Origin of the sequence: Bradyrhizobium sp. (genome assembly GCF_030646015.1) — a bacterium.
In the GTDB taxonomy this organism is placed as follows: Bacteria; Pseudomonadota; Alphaproteobacteria; order Rhizobiales; family Xanthobacteraceae; genus Bradyrhizobium.
The window spans coordinates 12,805-32,028 of record NZ_JAUSLT010000159.1; the positions used below are offsets into that span (position 1 = coordinate 12,805).

A 19,224-nucleotide genomic window follows, 5' to 3' on the forward strand; every position below is an offset into this window, starting at 1 on the left:
TGACCGGATTCTGAGAAAACCTGCTTCGAAGCTTGAACCCTATCCCGCGCGGGGACTACTTACCCCTGGAGGCGCGATACGAGTTCCGAACCGCTACCCCCGGCTGATCAGATCAGGAGGAGGTAGATCAGCGCGGCCAGGGCAGCGCCGACGCCGGTCGCGATCAGGGCGTAGTCGGTGCCGATGTCGGACTGCGGATCGAACTGTGATGGGTAGGTTTTCTGGGCCATTTCGATCGTTTAGGACAGCCCGGGCAACCCGTATGTGAAGCAGATCACATTCGGTTAATTTTTGTTGAAATTATAGTCGCAGGGAACGGGTGGCCGGCGGCAGGATTGGTAACGGGGGCAGATTAGGAATAGGCCATGGGCCAGCAGCTTCAGAAATGGCGATCGACAGGCGGCGAGAAATTATGGCTCTCGATGCTGATCGACACCATGGAACAGGTTTCCCGTTCGGAACTGCGCAGCCAGCCCTGCGACCGGTCGGTAGTGGCCGCCGTATTTGCGCAGCTTTCGCGTCCTGCGGCGCCCTATGTCCACCAGGTGTCCGGTTTCAGCCTGCGTCACTAGAACTTTGACAGGACTTGAGAACTTCCTGGATCGCAGGCCTATTCGCCTGCGATCTGCAGCCGCGGCCGCCGGCCACGCTCGACGCCGCGAAGCCGGGCCTCTTCGTCGCCGATGTAATCCCGGGTCATCGGCACAACGCCCTGGCGCTTGGAAAGCTGGATCTGGAAGTTCATCATGTTCTGTTTGCGGAACGACATTTCCGAGCACGCCAGGTAAAATTCCCACATCCGCGCAAAGCGCTCGTCGTAGAGCCGCACCGCCTCTTCCCGCCGCGCCATGAACCGTTCGCGCCACGCTTTCAGCGTTTCCGCATAATGCATCCGCAGGATTTCGATGTCGCACACCAGCAGGCCGGCGCGCTCGATCGCGCGCGTGACCTCGGATAGTGCGGGGATATAGCCGCCGGGGAAAATGTATTTGGTGATCCAGGGGTTGGTGACGTCGGGTCCCTCCGAACGGCAGATCGAATGCAGCATCATCACGCCGTCGTCGGTGAGCAGCTCGGCGCAGCGCCTGAAATAGGTCTCGTAGAAATCGACGCCGACATGCTCGAACATGCCGACCGACACGATGCGCTCGAACGGGCCGGGAATGTCGCGATAATCCTCGAGGAAGAACTTGGCCGATGGCGCTAGGTTCAGCTCGGCGGCGCGGGCGTTCGACGCCTGCAATTGTTCGGTCGACAGCGTGACGCCGGTGAGGTTGGCGCCGGTCATGTCGGCCAGATAGAGGCCGAGGCCGCCCCAGCCGGAGCCGATGTCGAGCACGCGGTCGCCGGGCCGGATCAGCAGCTTGGCGGCGAGATGGCGCTTCTTGGCAAGCTGGGCGTCGTCGAGTGTCGCGTCAGGCGTTTCGAAATAGCCACAGCTGTATTGCTTGTCGGCATCGAGGAAGAGGGAATAGAGCCGGCCGTCGAGATCGTAATGATGCGCGACGTTATCAAGGGATCGGCGGCGCAGATTGAACTGCTTGGCATGCCTGACGAGATACCGCAGAAACCATTGCAGTCTGGCCCAGCGCGGCACTATTTCTGGCTGATCCATCAGGATCGCCAGCGCATCCGCAATCGAGCCATTCTCGACGACGAAGGTTCCGTCCATGTAGACTTCGCCCAGCGCAAGCTCAGGGTTGAGGAGAACCCGGCGTTCGGCGTCGGTGGTCAGGAATCGAACTGCAACCGGCTCACCGGTGCCGTCGCCGCAGCTGAATTTGGCTCCGCTCGCGGTCGTGAAGGTCAACGCGCCGCGGCGAATGAACTGCTGCAGGAAGTAACGCAACAAACGGTCCATCGAAACCACCAAACTGAGCGATCCCAACGAGGCTGGCGTAGCGGCCATCACAGCCAGCGAAAACGGGGATCGACTGGTCCCCGCGCGCCGCGTCCCAACCATAATAGCGATGCTGCGATGGCGCTAGTGCATTGTACACAAAGCGGATATTCGGAATTTTCGCGTTCACGCAGATGCGTTATATGTGCGCTTCCATTCGCGTCATAATCGGCTAAAAGGTGACCGCTGCCACCCGTGCCGGATTTGGGACGCTGGGAAGCCAATTCCGCTTCTGGAGAACCATGAGAATGTTGAGCCGAGCGCTCAGTTTAGCGACGGTGACGCTTCTGATCGGCTGTCTCGCGGCGATCCCGGTGCGGGCGCAAAATCTTGAGGCCGGCAAGAGCCCTTCCCAGATCTTCTCGGGCACCTGCACCGCCTGCCACAAGGGAGCGCGGGGTCTCCTGAAGACCGTGGCGCCTGGATCGCTGCCGGGTTTCCTGCGCCAGCATTATACCACCTCCAGCGAGATGGCCTCGCAGCTCAGCGCCTTTCTGATCGCCAACGGGGCGACGGCGCCGGATCCCCGCGGTGCCAAGCCGACCCAGCAGGCCAAGGATGCGAAACCCGCAGCCCCCGAGCAGCTCGATCGCAACGGCCGCCCGATCCGCCCCGCACCGGCGCCGGAGGCCGCCAGGCCCGACGGTGAGCCGCAACAGGCCGCGATCGCTCCCGGGCCGGACGGCCGCAAATCCGCTGCCAAGCAGAAGCTGAGCAAGCGCGGCAAGCCAGAAGAGCCGCCCAAGGTCGATGCCGCCAAGGATGAGCCGGCCAAAAGCGAGGCGGTGAAAGACGATACGGCGAAGAGCGAACCTGCCAAGGAAGCGGTCAAGGATGCCGCCGCCAAGCCGCCTGGCGAGGCGAATTCGCAGTCCGCCCATGTAGCTGCGCCGAAGGAGAACGGCGAAACCCCGGCGCTGCGGTCCGATCCGGTGCCGCCGGTCACGCCCGCGCCAGCGATGTCGGCCGCCATCTCCAGCGGCTCATCGGAGCCGGCAGCCATGCCTGCGCCGCCGCTGGCGATGCTGCCAGCTCCGCCGGCGAAGGCTTCCGGCCCGCCATTGCCCCCGGTCCCCCCCGCGGGACCGCCCGCACCTCCGATCTCCCAATAGATTTTCGCGACACCGCCGTTCCGGCCCGCGACCGGGCTTGATCAGCACTAGAGTATTGCTCTAGAGTAATGATCCAGGTGCAATTCGAGGAGCCAATGTGGTCGCTGGCGCGCGAGAGGATCTGATGGCCGCGGGATTGGCGGTGTTCGACCGCGACGGCTTCGAGGGAGCCACGGTTGCGGCCATTCGCACCCGCGCGCGGACCTCCAACGGCAGCTTCTTCCATTTCTTCAAATCGAAGAAAGAACTGGCGGGCGCGCTGTTTCTGGAAGTGCTGCAGCGCTATCACGCCGCGGTGCTGGCGTCGATCGATACGCCCTGCGGCGCGCCGGAGGGCATCGATCGCCTGATCCGCGCGCATCTGGACTGGGTGGTGAATAACCGGCGCGAGGCGCGCTATCTGTTCGAGATTTCCCGCAGCGAATGGACCGAAGAGGTGAGGGACGCGCAGCGGGCACAGAATTCGCGCCTCGGCGAGGGCGTCGAGCGCTGGCGCGCGCCGCTGATCGTCAGCGGCGAATTGCTGCCGATGACCGCGACGCTGTTCTTCAGCCAGATCATCGGGCCCGCGCAGATCTTCTGCCGCGCCTGGCTGTCGGGCCGCGACCGCAGCGATCCGAGGCTCCAGGCCGACGTCCTGATCGCCTGCGCGATTCGTGCGCTGGTGGCGCCGAAACCCATTGCCGACACCGGAGGCAAACCTTGACGGAGCAAGCCATGACGCAGGATCCCGACGTGAAGCCCGATCCGGATTTCGCGCCCATCGCACGACGAATCCGCGACAGCGTCGGCCGGCAGGGTTTTATGGGCCATGTCGGTGCCGAACTCTCCGAACTGGCGCGCGGATCGTGCACGCTCGCCGTCGACCGGCGGCCGGAGCTGTTGCAGCAGCATGGCCTGTTCCATGGCGGCGTCACCGCCTTCCTGGTCGACAACGCGACCACGATCGCGGCGGCGACATCGCGCGGCCAGCCGGCGCTGACGGCGGAGTACAAACTGAATCTGCTGTCGCCGGCATCCGGCGATCGCCTGATCTGCCGGGCCCGCGTCATCAAGCCGGGACGGCAGGTCGCGGTGGTTGCCGCCGATGTGTTTTGTGTCATCGACGGAATAGAGAAGCACACCGCGACCGCGCTGGCGTCGATCGCGATGCTGCCGGATCAAGTGAAGGCCAGAATCCCAAGCCCGGCCTGAGGCCGGGCTTGGTGTGCCGCAAGGCGGCGTTACTTGTCGGAAGCTTCTTCCTGCGGTTCGTCGTCGCGGCGGGCTTCCGGATCGAAGAATTCGCCGGCGGCAGCCAGCGCTTCGGCGGCGGCGTCCTGATCTTCCTGACGCGTGGAGATGTCTTCGCCGCGGTTGATACGCTCGGCCTCGTCGGCGCTGCGCGCGACCGTCACGCTGACGGCGACTTCGACTTCCGGATGCACGGCGATGGCGATGTTGTGCTTGCCGATGGTCTTGATCGGCGCGTCCAGCATCACCTGGCTGCGGCTGATGGTGACCTTATCGGCCTCGAACGACGCGATGATGTCGCGCACCGTCACCGAGCCGAACAGCTGGCCGGTTTCGGAGGCCTGACGCAGCACGACGACGTTGCGGCCGTCGATCTTCTCGGCGACCTTGGTGGCTTCGCCCTTGGCCTGCAGATTGCGGGCTTCGAGATCGGCCTTCATGCCCTCGAACTTGGCGCGGTTGTCCGAGGTGGCGCGCAGCGCCTTGTTGCGCTTCAAGAGAAAATTGCGGGCATAGCCGTCCTTGACGCGGACGACTTCGCCCATCTGGCCCAGCTTGGCGACGCGCTCGAGCAAAATGACTTCCATATTCGTTCTCCTTGTTGGTGATGTTGGATTGTGAAGTTGACGTGAAGCGTAGATTTCAGGACGCGGGCAGGGGTGGCGGCCTCCCGTGCAGAAATCGCTGGCGGAATTTGAAGAGCGCGTCGGCAATGCCGAGGGCGGCCATCGCCAGGATGAGCCAGCCGCCGGACACCACCACCATGGTATAGCTGCAGGCGAGCCAGAGCCCGCGGCCCTTCAGACCAAGCGTCAGCGTGTGCAGCACCGCGAAGCCGATCACGGCGTAAACCATCAGCAGCGCCGCGGTGACGGTCTGGCCCAGCATCGCAAGCAGCCCGCCGGAAAAACAGAACGCGAAGGCGGCCGACAATGCCGCGAGCGTCATCGGCGGCAACTCGGTGCTCTTCAGGTCGGGCCACGAGCGACGCAACCGTCCCGACATTGCCGTGATCCGGGCGGCCAGCCAGAAGTTGAGCATCAGCATTGTCATGGCGCTGGTGGCGAAGGCCGCGGGCAAGATGATCAACGCGACATCGATCCGCTGCTTGATCTCGTCACCCGAAGCCTCGACGCGGGGACCGAGAACGCGCAGCAAGGCTGCCCGCAGGGTCTCGGTGATGGTGGCACCGTCGGTGCCCAGCGTGAGCAGGGTCGCCATGGTGGACAGCGTGCCAAAACCGGCGATCCAGAGCAGGATGCGGCCGACCGGATACCATTCCATGACAGGCGGGGCCGACGGCGTCGCGCCTTCACTCGATCCGGCACTGGCAACCGGCCGTCCCAGCAAAGCGAGGTGCCCGAGCCACCAGGCAGGCAGCGCCATCATGACGACAAAGGGGATGGAAATGTGCAGGCCGAAGATCACACCGAGGCCGGTGGCCGCTCCGATACCGCCGATGGTGGCGGCAAGCGGCCCCCATCCCAGCCCCGCCACCATCAACGGCAACGCGGTGAAGTAGAGCAGCACGATTGAGATCAGCGCGCCCGAGATGATCGAGGCGAACATCAGCGCCGACGCACAGCCGGCCGCAATGGCGATGAGAACGATCATGGTCATCAGCTGTCCCGCTCCCTTCGAGCGGTTAGAGGTTCCCTTGAGAACCCCAACCATCGGCGACCGGACGACCCGGAAGCCTTATGAAAATCTTGAAGATAACTTGGATCCGCGGCGCGGACGCCGCGGATCGAAAAGTTCGTTACCTGATCACGTAGGGCAAGAGGCCGAGGAACCGCGAGCGCTTGATGGCGCGGGCGAGTTCACGCTGCTTCTTGGCGGAGACGGCGGTGATGCGGCTCGGCACGATCTTGCCGCGCTCGGAAACGTAACGCATCAGCAGCTTGGAATCCTTGTAGTCGATCTTCGGCGCATTCGGACCCGTGAACGGGCAGGTCTTGCGGCGGCGGAAAAACGGACGGCGTGCACCAGCTTCAGCCATGATTCTTACTCCTCAACCGTTGCTTCGGCATCGTCACGCGGACGGCGCGGACCCCGATCACCACGATAGCCACCGCCGTCGCGATCGCCCCGGAAACCGCCTTCGCGGTCGCCACGGAAGCCGCCGCCACGGTCGTCGCGATCGCGGTCGCGATCGGCCTTGCGCATCATCGCCGAGGGACCTTCCTCGTGCTCTTCGACGCGAACGGTGAGATAGCGGATCACGTCTTCGCTGATTCGCTCCTGCCGCTCGACTTCGGCGACCGCCGCCGAAGGGGCGTCGATGTTGAGCAGCACGAAGTGCGCCTTGCGGTTCTTGTTCATCCGGTAGGTGAGGGAGCGTACGCCCCAGCTTTCCATCTTGACGACCTTGCCGCCGAGACCTTCGACGATGCCGGTCATCTGGGTGGTCAGTTCTTCGACCTGCTGGGTGCTCGCATCCTGGCGCGCGAGAAAAACATGCTCGTAAAGAGGCATGGGTGTCCTTTCCTAGTGTTGGCGCGGTTCCCGGCGGCAAGCCCTTCGAGACCTTCGGAAAGGACTCGGGATTAAGCTCAGAAGGCGGAAGCACGGGACGACGGACCGACTGGCCCTGCCGCATCAAAATCGCCTGGAAGGTGAAATTGCTGAGACCGTCCGTTCAGCTCCCGGCCGGGATCCACGGATGCGCGGTTTATAAGGATTTTGAGCGCAATGGCAAGGGAAAGCCTTCCGCCCGGCAGGCCCCGTCGCACGGTGGGGAACCCGTCCGGCGGCTTGACATAACCGGCCGCCGCGGTGTCTTTCGGCCCAACTTTAGGGATTTGGTACGTTCAGGGAGCGCCGATGACGGCAGCATTCACCTTTCCGGGGCAGGGCTCCCAGGCGGTCGGCATGGGCAAGGCGCTGGCCGAGGCTTTTCCGGCGGCGCGCGCGGTTTTCGACGAGGTCGATGCGGCGCTCGGCGAGAAACTCACCGCCATCATCTGGGACGGTCCGGCCGAGACCCTGCAGCTCACCGAAAATGCCCAACCCGCCCTGATGGCGGTGTCGCTCGCCACCCTGCGGGTGCTGGAGACCGAAGCCGGCTTCTCGGTCGGACGCGATGCCGCCTTCGTGGCCGGGCATTCGCTCGGCGAATATTCCGCGCTGGCGGCGGCCGGCAGCTTCAGCATCAGCGACACCGCGCGCCTGCTGCGCATCCGGGGCCTTGCCATGCAGAAGGCCGTGCCGGTGGGGACCGGCGCGATGGCGGCGCTGCTCGGGCTCGATTATGAGGCGGCGGTAGCCGTTGCGGAGGAGGCCGCCCAGGGCCAGGTCTGTCAGGCCGCCAATGACAATGGCGGCGGCCAGGTCGTCATCTCCGGCGACAAGGCCGCGGTCGAGCGCGGGCTCGAGATCGCCAAGACCAAGGGCGCCAAGCGCGCCATGCTGCTGCCGGTGTCGGCGCCGTTCCATTGCCGGCTGATGCAGCCCGCGGCCGAGGCCATGGCCGAGGCGCTGGCCGACGTCACCATCCGGCAACCGGCTTCGCCGCTGGTCTCGAACGTGCTGGCCGCGCCGATTACCGATCCGGACGAAATTCGCCGCCGCCTGATCGAACAGGTCACCGGCACCGTTCGCTGGCGCGAATCGGTGGCCTACATGGCGAGCCACGGGGTAACGCGATTTTTCGAGATCGGCGCCGGCAAGGTGCTGAGCGGCCTGGTCAAGCGCATCGCCGACGGGGCGGTCGGAATTTCAGTGGGCGGCCCCGGCGATATCGCCGGCGCCAAGGACGCATTGGCCGCATCGCATTAGGTGGTGGCCGGGAGGAGATATTGATGTTCGATTTGACTGGCAGGACGGCGCTCGTCACCGGCGCGACCGGCGGCATCGGCAATGCGATCGCCCAGGCGTTGCACGCCCAGGGCGCGACGGTGGCCATTTCCGGAACGCGGCGCGAGGTGCTGGACACGCTCGCCGGCAAGTTGGGCGAGCGCGTTCACGTGCTGCCCTGCAACCTGTCCGACAGCGCCGAAGTCGAGGCCCTGGTGCCCGCGGCCGAGGCGGCGATGGGGCAGGTCGATATCCTCGTCGCCAATGCCGGCATTACCCGGGACAATTTGTTCGTGCAGTTGCGCGATGAGGACTGGGACGAGGTTATCAAGGTCAATCTGACCTCGACCTTCCGCCTCGCCCGCGCCGCGACCAAGCTGATGATGCGCAAGCGGTTCGGCCGCATCATCGCGATCACCTCGATCGTCGGCGTCACCGGCAACCCGGGGCAGGGCAATTACACCGCGTCGAAGGCGGGGCTGATCGGCATGATCAAGACGCTGGGGGCGGAATACGCCAAGCGCAACGTCACCGCCAACTGCATCGCACCGGGATTCATCAAGACGCCGATGACCGACGCGCTCAACGACAAGCAGCGCGAAATGATCCTGTCGAAAGTTCCTGCGGCGCGGCTGGGAACGCCCGAAGATATCGCCGCGGCGGCGGTCTATCTTGCCTCCAACGAAGCCGCGTACGTGACCGGACAGACGATTCACGTCAATGGCGGAATGGCCATGTTTTGAACCGGTTACCAGCCCTTATGTACCGCTTGGGTGGTTTCCGGCTGTCATCGAGGCGGATAGTCAAGGCTTTGTAGTCAAGGCTTGGGAAGTATGATAACCGAACCACTAACGGATGGGCAAAGAACGCCATTGCAGGAATTTGAATCCCTGTATATTGGCGGGGCGGAGCCTGCCGTCGTTCGCCGGGCCTTCGTCTGACATGACGGGGCAAATCAAGACGATGCGCGATTGCGAAGGAAGTTTAACGACCACGATGGTCCGTAGCGTCTTGGGGACGACGGGTCTAATGGAACAAGCACGAGGTTGAACGATGAGTGAGATTGGCGAGCGAGTTAAGAAGATTGTGGTCGAACACCTTGGTGTTGAACCCGAAAAAGTGGTCGATGCCGCGAGCTTCATTGACGACCTCGGCGCGGACAGTCTCGATACGGTCGAGCTGGTGATGGCGTTCGAAGAGGAATTCGGTTGCGAGATTCCCGACGACGCCGCTGAGACGATTTTGACTGTCGGCGACGCCACAAAATTTCTTGAAAAAAACGCGAAGAGCTGACGCCCCGCGCGGTGCCGACGAAGCCGGACGGGCCGTGGTCGAGCGGTCCACCGGTTTCTTGTTGTTGGCCGTGAACACTGGGCTGGAGTGCTGGATATGAGGCGGGTTGTCGTCACGGGCCTCGGCATGGTTACGCCCCTCGGCTGTGGCGTCGAGCCGACCTGGAAGCGCATCCTCAACAGCGAGAGCGGTGCCAGGAAGATCGACACGTTCGACGTGTCCGATCTGACCAGCCGGATCGCCTGCGTGATTCCACGCGGCGACGGCAGCGGCGGCACCTTCAATCCCGACCAGTGGATGGAGCCGAAGGATCAGCGCAAGGTCGACGACTTCATCGTCTTCGCCATGTGCGCGGCGCGTCAGGCGCTCGATGATGCCAATTGGCATCCCTCCACCGAAGAGGAACGCTGCGCCACCGGCACCATGATCGGCTCCGGGATCGGCGGCCTGTCGGGCATTGCCGACACCGCGTTGCTGCTGAAGGAGCGCGGCCCGCGCAAGGTATCCCCGTTCTTCATTCCCGGCCGCCTGATCAATCTGGCTTCAGGCTATGTGTCGATCGAGCACGGCCTCAAGGGCCCCAACCATTCGGTGGTCACGGCGTGTTCGACCGGCGCGCATGCGATCGGCGATGCCAGCCGGCTGATCGTGCTCGGCGACGCCGACGTGATGGTGGCGGGCGGTACGGAATCGCCGATTTGCCGGCTGTCGATGGCGGGATTTTGCGCCTCGCGCGCGCTGTCGACCGGCTTCAACGAGACCCCGGAAAAAGCATCGCGTCCCTACGACAAGGACCGCGACGGCTTCGTGATGGGAGAGGGCGCCGGCATCGTGGTGCTCGAGGAATACGAACACGCGAAAAACCGCGGCGCCCGAATCTATGCCGAGGTGATCGGCTACGGGCTGTCCGGTGACGCCTATCACATCACCTCTCCGTCGCCCGACGGCGATGGCGCATTCCGCAGCATGAGTGCTGCGATGAAGCGCGCCGGAATCAGCGCTTCCGACATCGACTACATCAATGCGCACGGCACCTCGACGCAGGTCGGCGACGAAATCGAACTTGGCGCGGTGGAGCGGTTGTTGGGCAACGCCGCTTCAACGGTGTCGATGTCGTCGACCAAATCGTCGACCGGACATCTGCTCGGAGCCGCCGGCGCGATCGAGACCATTTTCAGCATCCTGGCGATTCGCGATAACGTCGCCCCGCCGACCATCAATCTGGACAACCCGTCGGTGGAAACGGCGATCGACCTCGTGCCGCAAACCCCGCGCAAGCGGGAGATCAATGTGGCACTGTCGAATTCGTTCGGTTTCGGGGGCACCAACGCATCCGTGATCGTGCAGCGGGTGACCAATTAGCCAGTGATTAGAACAACTCCACCGTTTCGCCGCATTCGGCCATAACTCCAGGGCGCGATCAGCAAGACTGGACGCCGGTTTTGCGTCCGGTCGCGCTCTAAACTATAAGATAAACTATAAAATTCTTGGGCGTATATCCTTGGCATGGCAGTGATTTGCCAGGCCACGATCAAACCGACAGGATTCAGGTTGCATCGATGAGTGAGAGGCCGCCCATTTCGCCACGTAGCCCGCGCGCCGCGCTGGAGCCCGAGCAGGTTCCGCCGCCGCCGAAGCGGTCCGATCGCGCCCGCAATCCGTTCGTCATTGTCGGCAACGCCATCATCACCGTCGTGCTGGTGGTGATGATCGGCGGCGCCGCCGCCTACGTCTATGGCAAGCAGTTGATCGAGGCGCCGGGTCCGCTGAAGGAAGACAAGATCGTCAACATTCCGGCGCGGGCCGGAAAACGGGACATCGCCGATGTGCTGCAGCGCGAAGGCGTGATCGACGTCAGTCCCTGGGCCTTTATCGGCGGCGTGTTCGCGCTGAAGGCAAGCTCGGAACTGAAGCCAGGCGAATATTCGTTCCAGAAGAACGCCAGCCTGCGCGACGTCATCGGCACCATCGTCGAAGGCAAGGTCGTGCAGCACGCCGTGACGATTCCGGAAGGGCTGACCTCGGAACAGATCCTCGCCCGCCTGAGCGACAATGATATCTTTGCCGGCACCGTCCGGGAAATACCGCGCGAAGGCACCTTGCTGCCGGAGACCTATAAATTTCCGCGCGGCACCCCGCGCGACCAGGTGGTCCAGCGCATGCAACAGGCCCAGAAACGCGTACTGGCGGAAATCTGGGAGCGCCGCAATCCGGAGATTCCGGTCAAGTCGCCGGAGCAACTGGTGACGCTGGCTTCGATCATCGAGAAGGAAACCGGCAAGGCGGACGAACGCAGCCGCGTCGCTGCGGTGTTCGTCAACCGGTTGCGGCAGAAAATGAAGCTGCAGTCCGATCCGACCATCATCTACGGACTGGTCGGCGGCAAGGGAACGCTGGGCCGGCCGATCAAGCGCTCTGAAATCCAGCAGCCGTCACCCTACAACACCTACGTGGTCGAGGGCCTCCCGCCCGGACCGATCGCCAATCCCGGGCGCGCCTCGCTGGAGGCCGCGGCCAATCCGGCGCGCACGCGCGATCTGTTCTTCGTCGCTGACGGCACCGGCGGCCACACCTTTACCGAAACCTACGACCAGCATCAGAAGAACGTCGTCAAGCTGCGCGCGCTGGAAAAGCAGATCCAGAACGACACGGTCGAACCGGCCGCCGAGGAGGCCCAGCCGGCCGCAGCCGGCGCCCCGGCCGATACCAATCCCACCGCCACGACGACCAGGCCGGTCGCGCCGAAGAAGCCAGTGCGCGCCGCTCCGCCGGCCGCCCCGGCGACCACGCCGGCCGCTCCGGCCCGGCAGGGCGCGGCGCAATCGACGACGACGCCCCCGGTGGTTCAGCGCTAGCGCCGTTTCCGCGCCGGAACCGAATTCCACTTTGGCCGAAAACGTTTTAGTGTCGCAGCTCAGGCTTGCGAATCCCGCACGTGCACTCCCGGAGAAATTCAAGCGATGGCGTTGTCGAGCATGACCGGCTTTGCCCGTAGCCACGGCGCCAGCGGCCCCTACGCGTTCGAATGGGAATTGAAGTCGGTCAACGCCAAGGGGTTCGACCTGCGCATGCGGTTGCCGCCCGGCTGGGACGAACTCGAGGCGCTGGCCAAGAAGCGCGCCGGCGAGGCGCTGTCGCGCGGCACCGTCTACGCCAATTTGAACGTCAAGCGTGCCAACGCGGTCTCGACCATCCGTATCAATGAGGACGTGCTGGCGTCGATCGTCAAGGTGGCGGGCGTGCTCGCCGGCAAGATCGATGCGGTGGCGCCGAGCATCGACGGGCTGTTGTCGATCAAGGGCGTCATCGAGGTGGTCGAGCCCGAAAGCAACGAAGTCGAGGACAAGGCCGCGAAGGCCGCTGCCGCCGTCGCGTTCGAGCAGGCGCTGACCGACCTTGTCGAGATGCGGTGCCGTGAGGGCGTGACGCTCGGACAGATCCTGTCGCAGCGGATGGATGAGATCGAGCGCCTGGCCAAAAAGGCCGAGGCCGCGCCCGGCCGCAAGCCCGAGGCGATCAAGGCCCGGCTCGCCGAGCAGATCGCGGCGTTGCTCGATACTTCCGACCGCTTCGATCCCGACCGGCTCAATCAGGAAGCGATCATGATCGCAGCCAAGGCCGATATTCGCGAGGAACTCGACCGCATCGCCTCGCATATCTCGCAGGCCCGCGAGATGATCGGCAAGGGCGGACCGGTCGGACGACGGCTCGATTTTCTGGCGCAGGAATTCAACCGCGAGGTCAATACCTGCTGCTCCAAGTCGAACGATCTCGAATTGACCAATACCGGCCTCGAGATGAAGAACGTGGTCGAGCAATTCCGCGAACAGGTTCAGAACCTGGAGTGATCATGACGGCTGGCGGCCACAGCTTCGACGGCGTCGAGCGGCGCGGACTGATGTTCGTGCTGTCGTCGCCGTCGGGCGCCGGCAAGACCACATTGTCGCGCATGCTGCTCGAAAAAGTATCCGGGCTGCAAATGTCGGTTTCGGCCACCACCCGGCCGATGCGGCCCGGCGAAGTCGAAGGCCGCGATTATCTGTTCGTCGACAGGCCGGGATTCGAACGGATGGTAGAACAGAACGAATTGCTCGAATGGGCCACCGTGTTCGACAATCGCTACGGCACGCCGCGCGCGCCGGTCGAAGCCGCGTTGGCGTCAGGACGCGATGTGCTGTTCGACATCGACTGGCAGGGCACCCAGCAATTGCGGGACGGTGCCGGTGCGGACGTCGTCAGCGTGTTCATCCTGCCGCCCTCGGCCTCGGACCTCGAGAAGCGGCTCCAGACCCGTGCGCAGGATTCGGCCGAGGTCATCCGCGGCCGTATGGACCGTGCCAGTCATGAACTCAGCCACTGGGCCGAGTATGATTACATCGTCATCAATCACGAGGTGAATGAAGCCTTCGCGGAGGTGCAGTCGATCCTCAAGGCCGAGCGGCTCAAGCGGGCGCGGCGAGTCGGCCTGACCCAGTTCGTACGCGCTTTGCAGCAGCAACTCGAAAAATAGCTTCGGGCGGTCAGGTCGCGGCCCTTCGCGGCAGCCGCGAGAGCATTTGCGCGATTCCTTCCTCTGCATCGTCAGCCGCGCGCGGCTCGCGGGGAAGGCTACCCTGTGGCAGCAGGCCGGGTTCCTGAATCGATCGGGCGGCGCGCGCCTCATCCGATAGCGACGGCCGGTCGGTCCGCACCGAATCCCAGTTCACGCGCCGGTCGACGCGAATGTTGCTCCGTCGCCGGCTGAGCCTGAAAATCGCGCTCGCCAGCAGGCCCGCAAGCGCCAGTGCGCCAAGGATGGCGATGAGAAGCATCTGGACCGAGCCGGCTGGTTTTTCGGTCGACAATGCGTCCGCTGCGGCAAGTGGGAGCGCGGCGGCCGGTGACGCGGCCTTCGCTGGCGCGGCCGTGGAAGGCGTTGGCGCGGCCCTGGAAGCCGTGGGCGCAGCCCCGGGATTTGCCGGCGCGGAATTGGGCGGTTCGGGGCTGGCCTGTGTGCTGCTGCCCGCCAGTTCCCCCCAACGCGAAGCGACGATCGATCTCTGGGCGCTGGCATTGTCTGCGTTTGCACGCGGGTCGTTGTCCGGGTTGATCGCACCGGCGACCGTGGCCAGCGGGCGCGGCGCAGTGAAAACGCTGGTTTCCTGCTCGACGCGCGATTGCGGCAACGGCAGTTCGGCGCGCGCGTTGGCGATCGAAGACGGCGTATTGGCGCTGCCCGGCGGCGAAGCGGAATTGGCCGCCGGCGGCGAAGTTTCCGGCGCGGCCCGCGCGATTTTTTCCGCTTTTTTTTCCGTGATTTTTTCCTTGGCGTCGCCGATGTACCAGCAGGCGCGCTTGGTGGAGCGGTCGACGCGATAATACCAATGACCGCCCGCGGGCGGCGCGCCTTTCGGTCCGGAGAGACATTTTTCGGCCTCGGCCGGCGCGCCATGCGATGCGGTGATGAGCGGCGCACAAGCGAGCAGGGTGGTGAAAATGGCGGACACGAATTTTGCGGTTCGACTGGACATTTTCATCTCCGGGGATGATACGCGACGCTTCACGCCACCTATGTCGGCAAAGACTTGGGTCGCAATGAGCCGCAATTCCGGAGGGGATAGGGCTTAATTTAGGCTCGGATATTCAGCCTCGGCGCGGGCTAAATTGATCGAGTCTGGCTACTGTTTCGACGCCGTCCATCGTCCGGTACAACCGTCGGATCGCCTGAACGTCCCGGAGCCGCTGCGGCCCGAGAAGCGGCCCGAGCTGTTCCAGCTCACGCCGGAGGCGGACCCGCCCGACGTCGTCGAGCCATTTGGACTGACCTGGCCGGAACTGAGTTCTCCCGAAAGCCTGCCGCTGCTGATGATAAATCTCTCGGTCGCGGCGCCGCAGGTCGTACCCACGGAATGGGCCACCCACGCTCCGTCGAAATTGCCGCCACCGCCAGCGCTGCCAGCACCACCACCACTTTTTCGTGCGGCGCGGCGCGGTTCGCCGGCTTCGGGCTTGCTTCGCCGCACCGGCTTTTCAGTCTCGACCGACCGCGGCGCCTGCCGTGAACCGGACACCGACTTTTCGTCGTTGCCGATGCTGCCACCGGCGCTGCCGGATTGCGCGAGCGCGGTGGCGGGGCCGATCGCGACGGCGAGGGCGCAGAGAAGGGCAATCCTGGTCGGGCGTCGAAGGGGGTTTGGCATCAGCATCATTTCCAATGAATCAGAGTGTATTCAGCGGCCGGAGCCGTCCGCACACGCCGCCCCGATAATCCGGCAAGACTTGCCAGTCTTGCCGCACTCGTCAAGCGCCGCGTCCCTGGCCCGCTGGACGGTATCCCGCGCCACCAGCGACCATGATTTTCCTGAAATCGCGAAGGCTCCGCACCGCGTTCCGTAAAAACTCAACTCAACCGGACATTTGCTTGTACCGCAGTTCGAGCGCGCATCATCGACAGCGGCCCGTCGCGATGCGTGATTCCAGGAGATGCCCCATTTGTCGCTGTCGGGACCATAGACGATCGACCCCCACGGCTTCAGGTCTTCCATTTTTCGCAACCGCGTCAGCATGCCCTCGGTGGCTTCGCCTGTTGGCGTCATGCTGCTCTTTTCCTGAAACCTGGCGATCGCGAGCTTCATGCCGTTCTTGCTGTCGAGCGGCTCCGGATCGAAGTTGCGTTCATAGAGCCGGTCGCTCAGTTCCCGCAGCAGCGCGGCATCCTTGATCGGGATCCGGTCTGGATCCGGGCGCAGTGTATCGGACAGCCGGGGCGGCGCCACGGCCGCCTGCGGCGAGGCCGGTGCCACGAAATAGAAGGTGCCGTCGATCGGCGACGACGACACCCAGGGCTGTTGCGATCCGCCCGTCGCCCGCTTCACGGCGAGGCCGACCTGGTTGAAGGTCTGGAAGATGTCGAGCCCGGCCAGCCGAATGGTCGCCGCCAGCGCCTTGGTATAGGGGCTGTGGCCGTCGCTGCCGTCCTGGGCCACGCTGCCGGGCTGGGTCGCGTAGGAGATCAGGGTGCCCTCCGGCGCCCGCATTTGGGCGAGACCGCCATCGGACGCGCGCAATCCGCGGGCGCCGAACGGATTGTTACGGCAGGCATCGAGGATCACCATGTTGAGCCGCGTGCCGGAACCCTGCATCTGGCGCAGCACGAGATTGACGTCCACCATCTGGAAGTCGACGTCGGCCTCACGGGTCGGGTTGGCGCCGACCGGCACCAGAAAATTCGAGCCGCTGACCTGCACGCCGTGACCGGCATAGTAGAACAGCGCCACGTCGGCGCCCTGGATTTGCCGGCCAAAGTTCTGCACGGCGGTATCGAGCGATGGCTTGTCGAGGTCGAGCTGGGCGCGGCCACCGATCAGCGCGAAGCCAAGGCCCGACAGCGTGTCGGCCATCAGCGTTGCGTCGTTCTTGGGATTATCGAGCCGCGTGATGTTCTGGTAAGCGGAATTGCCGACCACCAGCGCGATGCGTTTCTCTGCCGCGGCGGGGCCGGCAACAATCGCCAGCAGCAGCGCACTCAGCGCCGCAAGTCCCAGACGTCCGCAATTGGCCGGCCGGCGCATCCCCGATGCATCCCCAAATATAATAGGAGCAGACTAGCACCCGCCGGGCACCGCGAGAAGCGCTGCCCGGCAAGACCGCATCAATTCTTCAGCACGATGCGCCCGACGACCTTGCCGGCCCGCAACTCGTCGATCCATTTCTGGACCTCGCCCATCGGCTCTTCCTTCATCGGCGTGGGCTTGATCTTGCCGGCACGGGCCAGCGCCATCAATTCCTGAGCCTCGGCCAGCGTTCCGACCATGAAGCCCTCGATGGTCATGCGCTTGTAGATCCACTGCACCATCGGCAGGCTGAAATTGCCGCCCATCAATCCGGAGACCACGATCTTGCCGCCGCGTGCCACCGCGGCAACCGCAAAGGCCATCGATTTTTCGTTGCCGGCGAAATCCACCACCGCGTCAAAACCGCCCTCGGTTTCCTTGAGGATGCGTTTGGCGATGTCGGCCTCGGAAGGATCGTAGGCGACCGCGGCACCGTTCTTCAGCGCGGTTTCGCGCGCAGCAGTACTCAGGTCCGCCACCGAAATCGGTTGCTTGAACATCGCCTGCGCGAACGACAACCCCATCATGCCGACGCCGCCGAGGCCGATCAGCAGCAAATTGCGTTGCCTGGGGCGGTCGACCAGCCGCTTCAGCGCGCCATAGGCGGTGACGCCGGAGCACATCAGGGTCGCGGCCTGATTGACCGGCAGCGGATCGTAATCCAGCAGATATTTGGCGTCGGGCACCAGCACGTGGCTGGCGAAACCGCCGTCGATGGAAACGCCGAGAAAGCGCTGGTTGGCGCAGAGATTTTCATCGCCATTGAGACAGTCGCGGCACTGGCCACAGCCGATCCAGGGGAAGACGGCTACCTTTTTTCCGATCAGGTCCTTCGAGACATCGGCACCTGTTTCCTCGACCACGCCGGCGATCTCGTGTCCCAGCGTGAACGGCAGCGTCATGCCGCGCGTGGTGTCGAGCTTCTTGCCGCCGCCGAGGTCGGCATAACCGTCCTGGATATGCAGATCGGAATGGCACAGCCCGCAGCGCTCGATGCGGACCAGCACTTCTTTGCCCTGCGGCTTCGGCGTATCGACGATGGTTTCGCATAGCGGCGCATCGAATTTGACCAATGACTGGCGTTTCATCAGCGCCATGGCGTTTCTCTCCCTTGGAACGGTTTTGCTCAGGACGGTTTTGTCGGGCGTATATTTATCAATTCGCGGGCCATGGCAACAAAGCCGGAGACCGCGACGGTTTCGGCGCGCCGGGTCAGATCGACCCCGGCTGCGGCGGCCAGAATGGCCGGATCGACACCTAGGGATTTGAGGCTTTGCCGCAGCATTTTTCGCCGCTGGCCGAATGCCGCCGCCGCCACCTGCTCGAGCGCCCGGCGGTCGCACGCTTCCGGCGACTGGCGCGGCACCAGCCGCACCACCGATGAGGTCACCTTGGGCTGCGGCACGAATGCCGCCGGTGAAATGTCGAACAGGATCCTGGTCTCGGCGCGCCAGTTCGCGAGCACCGCGAGCCGTCCATAGGCCTCGTCGTTCTCGCGCGCGACGATGCGCTCGGCCACCTCGCGCTGGAACATCAGCACCATCATGTCGTACCAGGGCGGCCACGGCTCGACCGACAGCCAGTCGATCAGGAGCGGGGTCGCGATGTTGTAGGGCAGGTTGGCGACGATTTTCGCTCTCTCGCCACCGAGCAATGGCCGTGGATCGAACGTCTGCGCATCGGCGCAGATGATCTCCAGCCGTCCCGGATAGCGCCTGGAAATCTCTTCGAGCGGCGCCAGCGCGCGCTCGTCGCGCTCCACCGCGATGACGCGCCGCGCGCCCAGCGCCAGCAGCGCGCGCGTCAGCCCGCCGGGGCCGGGGCCGATCTCGACGACCGTCGCGTCTTCCAGCGGGCCCGCCGCGCGCGCGATCCGCGCGGTGAGGTTGAGGTCGAGCAGGAAATTCTGTCCGAGCGATTTGCGGGCCGAGAGGTCATGCTGACGAATGACGTCGCGGAGCGGCGGCAGGTCGTCGATGCCGCTCATGCCGGCCGCGCCGCCGCCATGCGGGCGGCCAGCCGCAGCGCCGCGATCAGGCTCGACGGATTGGCGCGGCCGCTGCCGGCAATGTCGAACGCCGTGCCATGGTCCGGCGAGGTGCGGATGAACGGCAGTCCCAGCGTGACGTTGACCGCGTCCTCGAAGGCAAGCGTCTTGATCGGGATCAGTGCCTGATCGTGATACATGCAGATGGCGCAGTCATAGCAATTGCGCGCGGCGGCGTGGAACATGGTATCGGCCGTCAAGGGGCCGCGGACATCGACGCCTTCATTGCGCAGGATTTCGATCGCAGGCGCC

The 19,224-nt window shown here is 64.4% G+C and carries 23 protein-coding genes; 11 read left to right on the forward strand and 12 right to left on the reverse strand.

Annotated elements, in window-relative coordinates:
* Nucleotides 1–107 precede the first annotated feature (107 nt).
* Nucleotides 108–230: a hypothetical protein gene (locus Q7T45_RS23730; RefSeq protein WP_304874057.1), complete on the reverse strand. Its 123-nt coding sequence runs from the start codon at nt 228–230 to the stop codon at nt 108–110.
* A gap of 135 nt (nt 231–365) precedes the next feature.
* On the opposite strand from Q7T45_RS23730, the gene Q7T45_RS23735 reads away from it, so the two are divergent.
* Nucleotides 366–572: a transcriptional regulator gene (locus Q7T45_RS23735; RefSeq protein ID WP_304874059.1), complete on the forward strand. Its 207-nt coding sequence runs from the start codon at nt 366–368 to the stop codon at nt 570–572.
* Between the two features lie 38 nt (nt 573–610).
* On the opposite strand, the gene Q7T45_RS23740 is transcribed toward Q7T45_RS23735, so the two are convergent.
* On the reverse strand, nt 611–1,861 hold the full coding sequence (locus Q7T45_RS23740; RefSeq protein ID WP_304874060.1) for a cyclopropane-fatty-acyl-phospholipid synthase family protein: 1,251 nt from the start codon (nt 1,859–1,861) through the stop codon (nt 611–613).
* Between the two features lie 287 nt (nt 1,862–2,148).
* On the opposite strand from Q7T45_RS23740, the gene Q7T45_RS23745 reads away from it, so the two are divergent.
* The 3 genes from Q7T45_RS23745 (at nt 2,149) to Q7T45_RS23755 (ending at nt 4,206) form a co-directional block, all read left to right on the forward strand.
* The gene (locus tag Q7T45_RS23745; protein WP_304874061.1) at nt 2,149–3,012 is read left to right on the forward strand and encodes a hypothetical protein; all 864 of its coding nucleotides are present in this window, start codon (nt 2,149–2,151) and stop codon (nt 3,010–3,012) included.
* A 124-nt stretch (nt 3,013–3,136) separates the two neighbouring features.
* Entirely contained in the window at nt 3,137–3,718 is a 582-nt protein-coding gene (locus Q7T45_RS23750; protein WP_304874063.1) for a TetR/AcrR family transcriptional regulator, read from the forward strand.
* A gap of 11 nt (nt 3,719–3,729) precedes the next feature.
* Nucleotides 3,730–4,206, forward strand: coding sequence for a PaaI family thioesterase (locus Q7T45_RS23755; protein ID WP_304874064.1), 477 nt, complete (start codon nt 3,730–3,732; stop codon nt 4,204–4,206).
* 29 nt (nt 4,207–4,235) lie between these two features.
* On the opposite strand, the gene rplI is transcribed toward Q7T45_RS23755, so the two are convergent.
* The 4 genes from rplI to rpsF form a co-directional block, all read right to left on the reverse strand.
* Nucleotides 4,236–4,832, reverse strand: coding sequence for a 50S ribosomal protein L9 (rplI, locus tag Q7T45_RS23760; protein ID WP_304874065.1), 597 nt, complete (start codon nt 4,830–4,832; stop codon nt 4,236–4,238).
* A gap of 55 nt (nt 4,833–4,887) precedes the next feature.
* Complete coding sequence (locus Q7T45_RS23765; RefSeq protein WP_304874067.1) at nt 4,888–5,865, reverse strand: DUF2232 domain-containing protein; 978 nt, start codon at nt 5,863–5,865, stop codon at nt 4,888–4,890.
* A gap of 139 nt (nt 5,866–6,004) precedes the next feature.
* On the reverse strand, nt 6,005–6,244 hold the full coding sequence (rpsR, locus tag Q7T45_RS23770; protein WP_002711478.1) for a 30S ribosomal protein S18: 240 nt from the start codon (nt 6,242–6,244) through the stop codon (nt 6,005–6,007).
* A gap of 5 nt (nt 6,245–6,249) precedes the next feature.
* Nucleotides 6,250–6,720: a 30S ribosomal protein S6 gene (rpsF, locus tag Q7T45_RS23775; RefSeq protein WP_304874083.1), complete on the reverse strand. Its 471-nt coding sequence runs from the start codon at nt 6,718–6,720 to the stop codon at nt 6,250–6,252.
* Nucleotides 6,721–7,068: 348 nt separating this feature from the next.
* On the opposite strand from rpsF, the gene fabD reads away from it, so the two are divergent.
* The 7 genes from fabD (at nt 7,069) to gmk (ending at nt 13,843) form a co-directional block, all read left to right on the forward strand.
* Entirely contained in the window at nt 7,069–8,022 is a 954-nt protein-coding gene (fabD, locus tag Q7T45_RS23780) for an ACP S-malonyltransferase (RefSeq protein ID WP_304874085.1), read from the forward strand.
* A gap of 23 nt (nt 8,023–8,045) precedes the next feature.
* A complete protein-coding gene (gene fabG, locus Q7T45_RS23785) occupies nt 8,046–8,783 on the forward strand; it encodes a 3-oxoacyl-[acyl-carrier-protein] reductase (protein ID WP_304874088.1) in 738 nt (245 codons plus the stop codon).
* Nucleotides 8,784–9,093: 310 nt separating this feature from the next.
* Complete coding sequence (locus Q7T45_RS23790) at nt 9,094–9,333, forward strand: acyl carrier protein (RefSeq protein ID WP_006020277.1); 240 nt, start codon at nt 9,094–9,096, stop codon at nt 9,331–9,333.
* Between the two features lie 96 nt (nt 9,334–9,429).
* Nucleotides 9,430–10,695, forward strand: a complete 1,266-nt coding sequence (gene fabF, locus Q7T45_RS23795) for a beta-ketoacyl-ACP synthase II (RefSeq protein WP_304745269.1) — start codon at nt 9,430–9,432, stop codon at nt 10,693–10,695.
* A gap of 197 nt (nt 10,696–10,892) precedes the next feature.
* The gene (gene mltG, locus Q7T45_RS23800; protein WP_304874107.1) at nt 10,893–12,188 is read left to right on the forward strand and encodes an endolytic transglycosylase MltG; all 1,296 of its coding nucleotides are present in this window, start codon (nt 10,893–10,895) and stop codon (nt 12,186–12,188) included.
* 105 nt (nt 12,189–12,293) lie between these two features.
* Nucleotides 12,294–13,181 (forward strand): YicC/YloC family endoribonuclease, encoded by an 888-nt coding sequence (locus Q7T45_RS23805; RefSeq protein ID WP_304874108.1) that lies wholly within the window; start codon nt 12,294–12,296, stop codon nt 13,179–13,181.
* Between the two features lie 2 nt (nt 13,182–13,183).
* The gene (gmk, locus tag Q7T45_RS23810) at nt 13,184–13,843 is read left to right on the forward strand and encodes a guanylate kinase (protein WP_304874110.1); all 660 of its coding nucleotides are present in this window, start codon (nt 13,184–13,186) and stop codon (nt 13,841–13,843) included.
* A gap of 10 nt (nt 13,844–13,853) precedes the next feature.
* Here gmk and Q7T45_RS23815 read toward each other — a convergent pair whose 3' ends face one another.
* From Q7T45_RS23815 to Q7T45_RS23840, 6 genes are all read right to left on the reverse strand, one after another.
* Nucleotides 13,854–14,819 (reverse strand): hypothetical protein, encoded by a 966-nt coding sequence (locus Q7T45_RS23815; RefSeq protein WP_304874112.1) that lies wholly within the window; start codon nt 14,817–14,819, stop codon nt 13,854–13,856.
* 171 nt (nt 14,820–14,990) lie between these two features.
* Complete coding sequence (locus Q7T45_RS23820) at nt 14,991–15,521, reverse strand: hypothetical protein (protein WP_370691347.1); 531 nt, start codon at nt 15,519–15,521, stop codon at nt 14,991–14,993.
* Nucleotides 15,522–15,542: 21 nt separating this feature from the next.
* Nucleotides 15,543–16,883, reverse strand: coding sequence for a caspase family protein (locus tag Q7T45_RS23825; RefSeq protein ID WP_304874114.1), 1,341 nt, complete (start codon nt 16,881–16,883; stop codon nt 15,543–15,545).
* Nucleotides 16,884–16,963: 80 nt separating this feature from the next.
* Nucleotides 16,964–18,022, reverse strand: coding sequence for an alcohol dehydrogenase (locus Q7T45_RS23830; protein WP_304874116.1), 1,059 nt, complete (start codon nt 18,020–18,022; stop codon nt 16,964–16,966).
* Nucleotides 18,023–18,051: 29 nt separating this feature from the next.
* On the reverse strand, nt 18,052–18,912 hold the full coding sequence (rsmA, locus tag Q7T45_RS23835) for a 16S rRNA (adenine(1518)-N(6)/adenine(1519)-N(6))-dimethyltransferase RsmA (RefSeq protein ID WP_304874119.1): 861 nt from the start codon (nt 18,910–18,912) through the stop codon (nt 18,052–18,054).
* Nucleotides 18,909–19,224 (reverse strand): 4-hydroxythreonine-4-phosphate dehydrogenase PdxA (locus Q7T45_RS23840; protein ID WP_304874121.1); only part of this gene is annotated, 316 nt, incomplete at its 5' end. The genes rsmA and Q7T45_RS23840, both read right to left, overlap by 4 nt.

What these genes read in the sequence shown, in the direction of transcription:
- gmk (WP_304874110.1), top strand. Translation starts at nt 13,184, where the DNA reads ATGACGGCTGGCGGCCACAGCTTCGACGGCGTCGAGCGGCGCGGACTG.
- Q7T45_RS23805 (WP_304874108.1), top strand. Translation starts at nt 12,294, where the DNA reads ATGGCGTTGTCGAGCATGACCGGCTTTGCCCGTAGCCACGGCGCCAGC.
- rplI (WP_304874065.1), bottom strand. Translation starts at nt 4,832, where the DNA reads ATGGAAGTCATTTTGCTCGAGCGCGTCGCCAAGCTGGGCCAGATGGGC.
- Q7T45_RS23830 (WP_304874116.1), bottom strand. Translation starts at nt 18,022, where the DNA reads ATGGCGCTGATGAAACGCCAGTCATTGGTCAAATTCGATGCGCCGCTA.
- Q7T45_RS23765 (WP_304874067.1), bottom strand. Translation starts at nt 5,865, where the DNA reads ATGACCATGATCGTTCTCATCGCCATTGCGGCCGGCTGTGCGTCGGCG.
- Q7T45_RS23820 (WP_370691347.1), bottom strand. Translation starts at nt 15,521, where the DNA reads ATGATGCTGATGCCAAACCCCCTTCGACGCCCGACCAGGATTGCCCTT.
- rpsF (WP_304874083.1), bottom strand. Translation starts at nt 6,720, where the DNA reads ATGCCTCTTTACGAGCATGTTTTTCTCGCGCGCCAGGATGCGAGCACC.
- fabF (WP_304745269.1), top strand. Translation starts at nt 9,430, where the DNA reads ATGAGGCGGGTTGTCGTCACGGGCCTCGGCATGGTTACGCCCCTCGGC.
- Q7T45_RS23825 (WP_304874114.1), bottom strand. Translation starts at nt 16,883, where the DNA reads ATGCGCCGGCCGGCCAATTGCGGACGTCTGGGACTTGCGGCGCTGAGT.
- rpsR (WP_002711478.1), bottom strand. Translation starts at nt 6,244, where the DNA reads ATGGCTGAAGCTGGTGCACGCCGTCCGTTTTTCCGCCGCCGCAAGACC.
- Q7T45_RS23740 (WP_304874060.1), bottom strand. Translation starts at nt 1,861, where the DNA reads ATGGACCGTTTGTTGCGTTACTTCCTGCAGCAGTTCATTCGCCGCGGC.
- Q7T45_RS23755 (WP_304874064.1), top strand. Translation starts at nt 3,730, where the DNA reads ATGACGCAGGATCCCGACGTGAAGCCCGATCCGGATTTCGCGCCCATC.
- Q7T45_RS23790 (WP_006020277.1), top strand. Translation starts at nt 9,094, where the DNA reads ATGAGTGAGATTGGCGAGCGAGTTAAGAAGATTGTGGTCGAACACCTT.
- Q7T45_RS23745 (WP_304874061.1), top strand. Translation starts at nt 2,149, where the DNA reads ATGTTGAGCCGAGCGCTCAGTTTAGCGACGGTGACGCTTCTGATCGGC.
- fabG (WP_304874088.1), top strand. Translation starts at nt 8,046, where the DNA reads ATGTTCGATTTGACTGGCAGGACGGCGCTCGTCACCGGCGCGACCGGC.
- Q7T45_RS23750 (WP_304874063.1), top strand. Translation starts at nt 3,137, where the DNA reads ATGGCCGCGGGATTGGCGGTGTTCGACCGCGACGGCTTCGAGGGAGCC.
- rsmA (WP_304874119.1), bottom strand. Translation starts at nt 18,912, where the DNA reads ATGAGCGGCATCGACGACCTGCCGCCGCTCCGCGACGTCATTCGTCAG.
- fabD (WP_304874085.1), top strand. Translation starts at nt 7,069, where the DNA reads ATGACGGCAGCATTCACCTTTCCGGGGCAGGGCTCCCAGGCGGTCGGC.
- Q7T45_RS23735 (WP_304874059.1), top strand. Translation starts at nt 366, where the DNA reads ATGGGCCAGCAGCTTCAGAAATGGCGATCGACAGGCGGCGAGAAATTA.
- Q7T45_RS23730 (WP_304874057.1), bottom strand. Translation starts at nt 230, where the DNA reads ATGGCCCAGAAAACCTACCCATCACAGTTCGATCCGCAGTCCGACATC.
- mltG (WP_304874107.1), top strand. Translation starts at nt 10,893, where the DNA reads ATGAGTGAGAGGCCGCCCATTTCGCCACGTAGCCCGCGCGCCGCGCTG.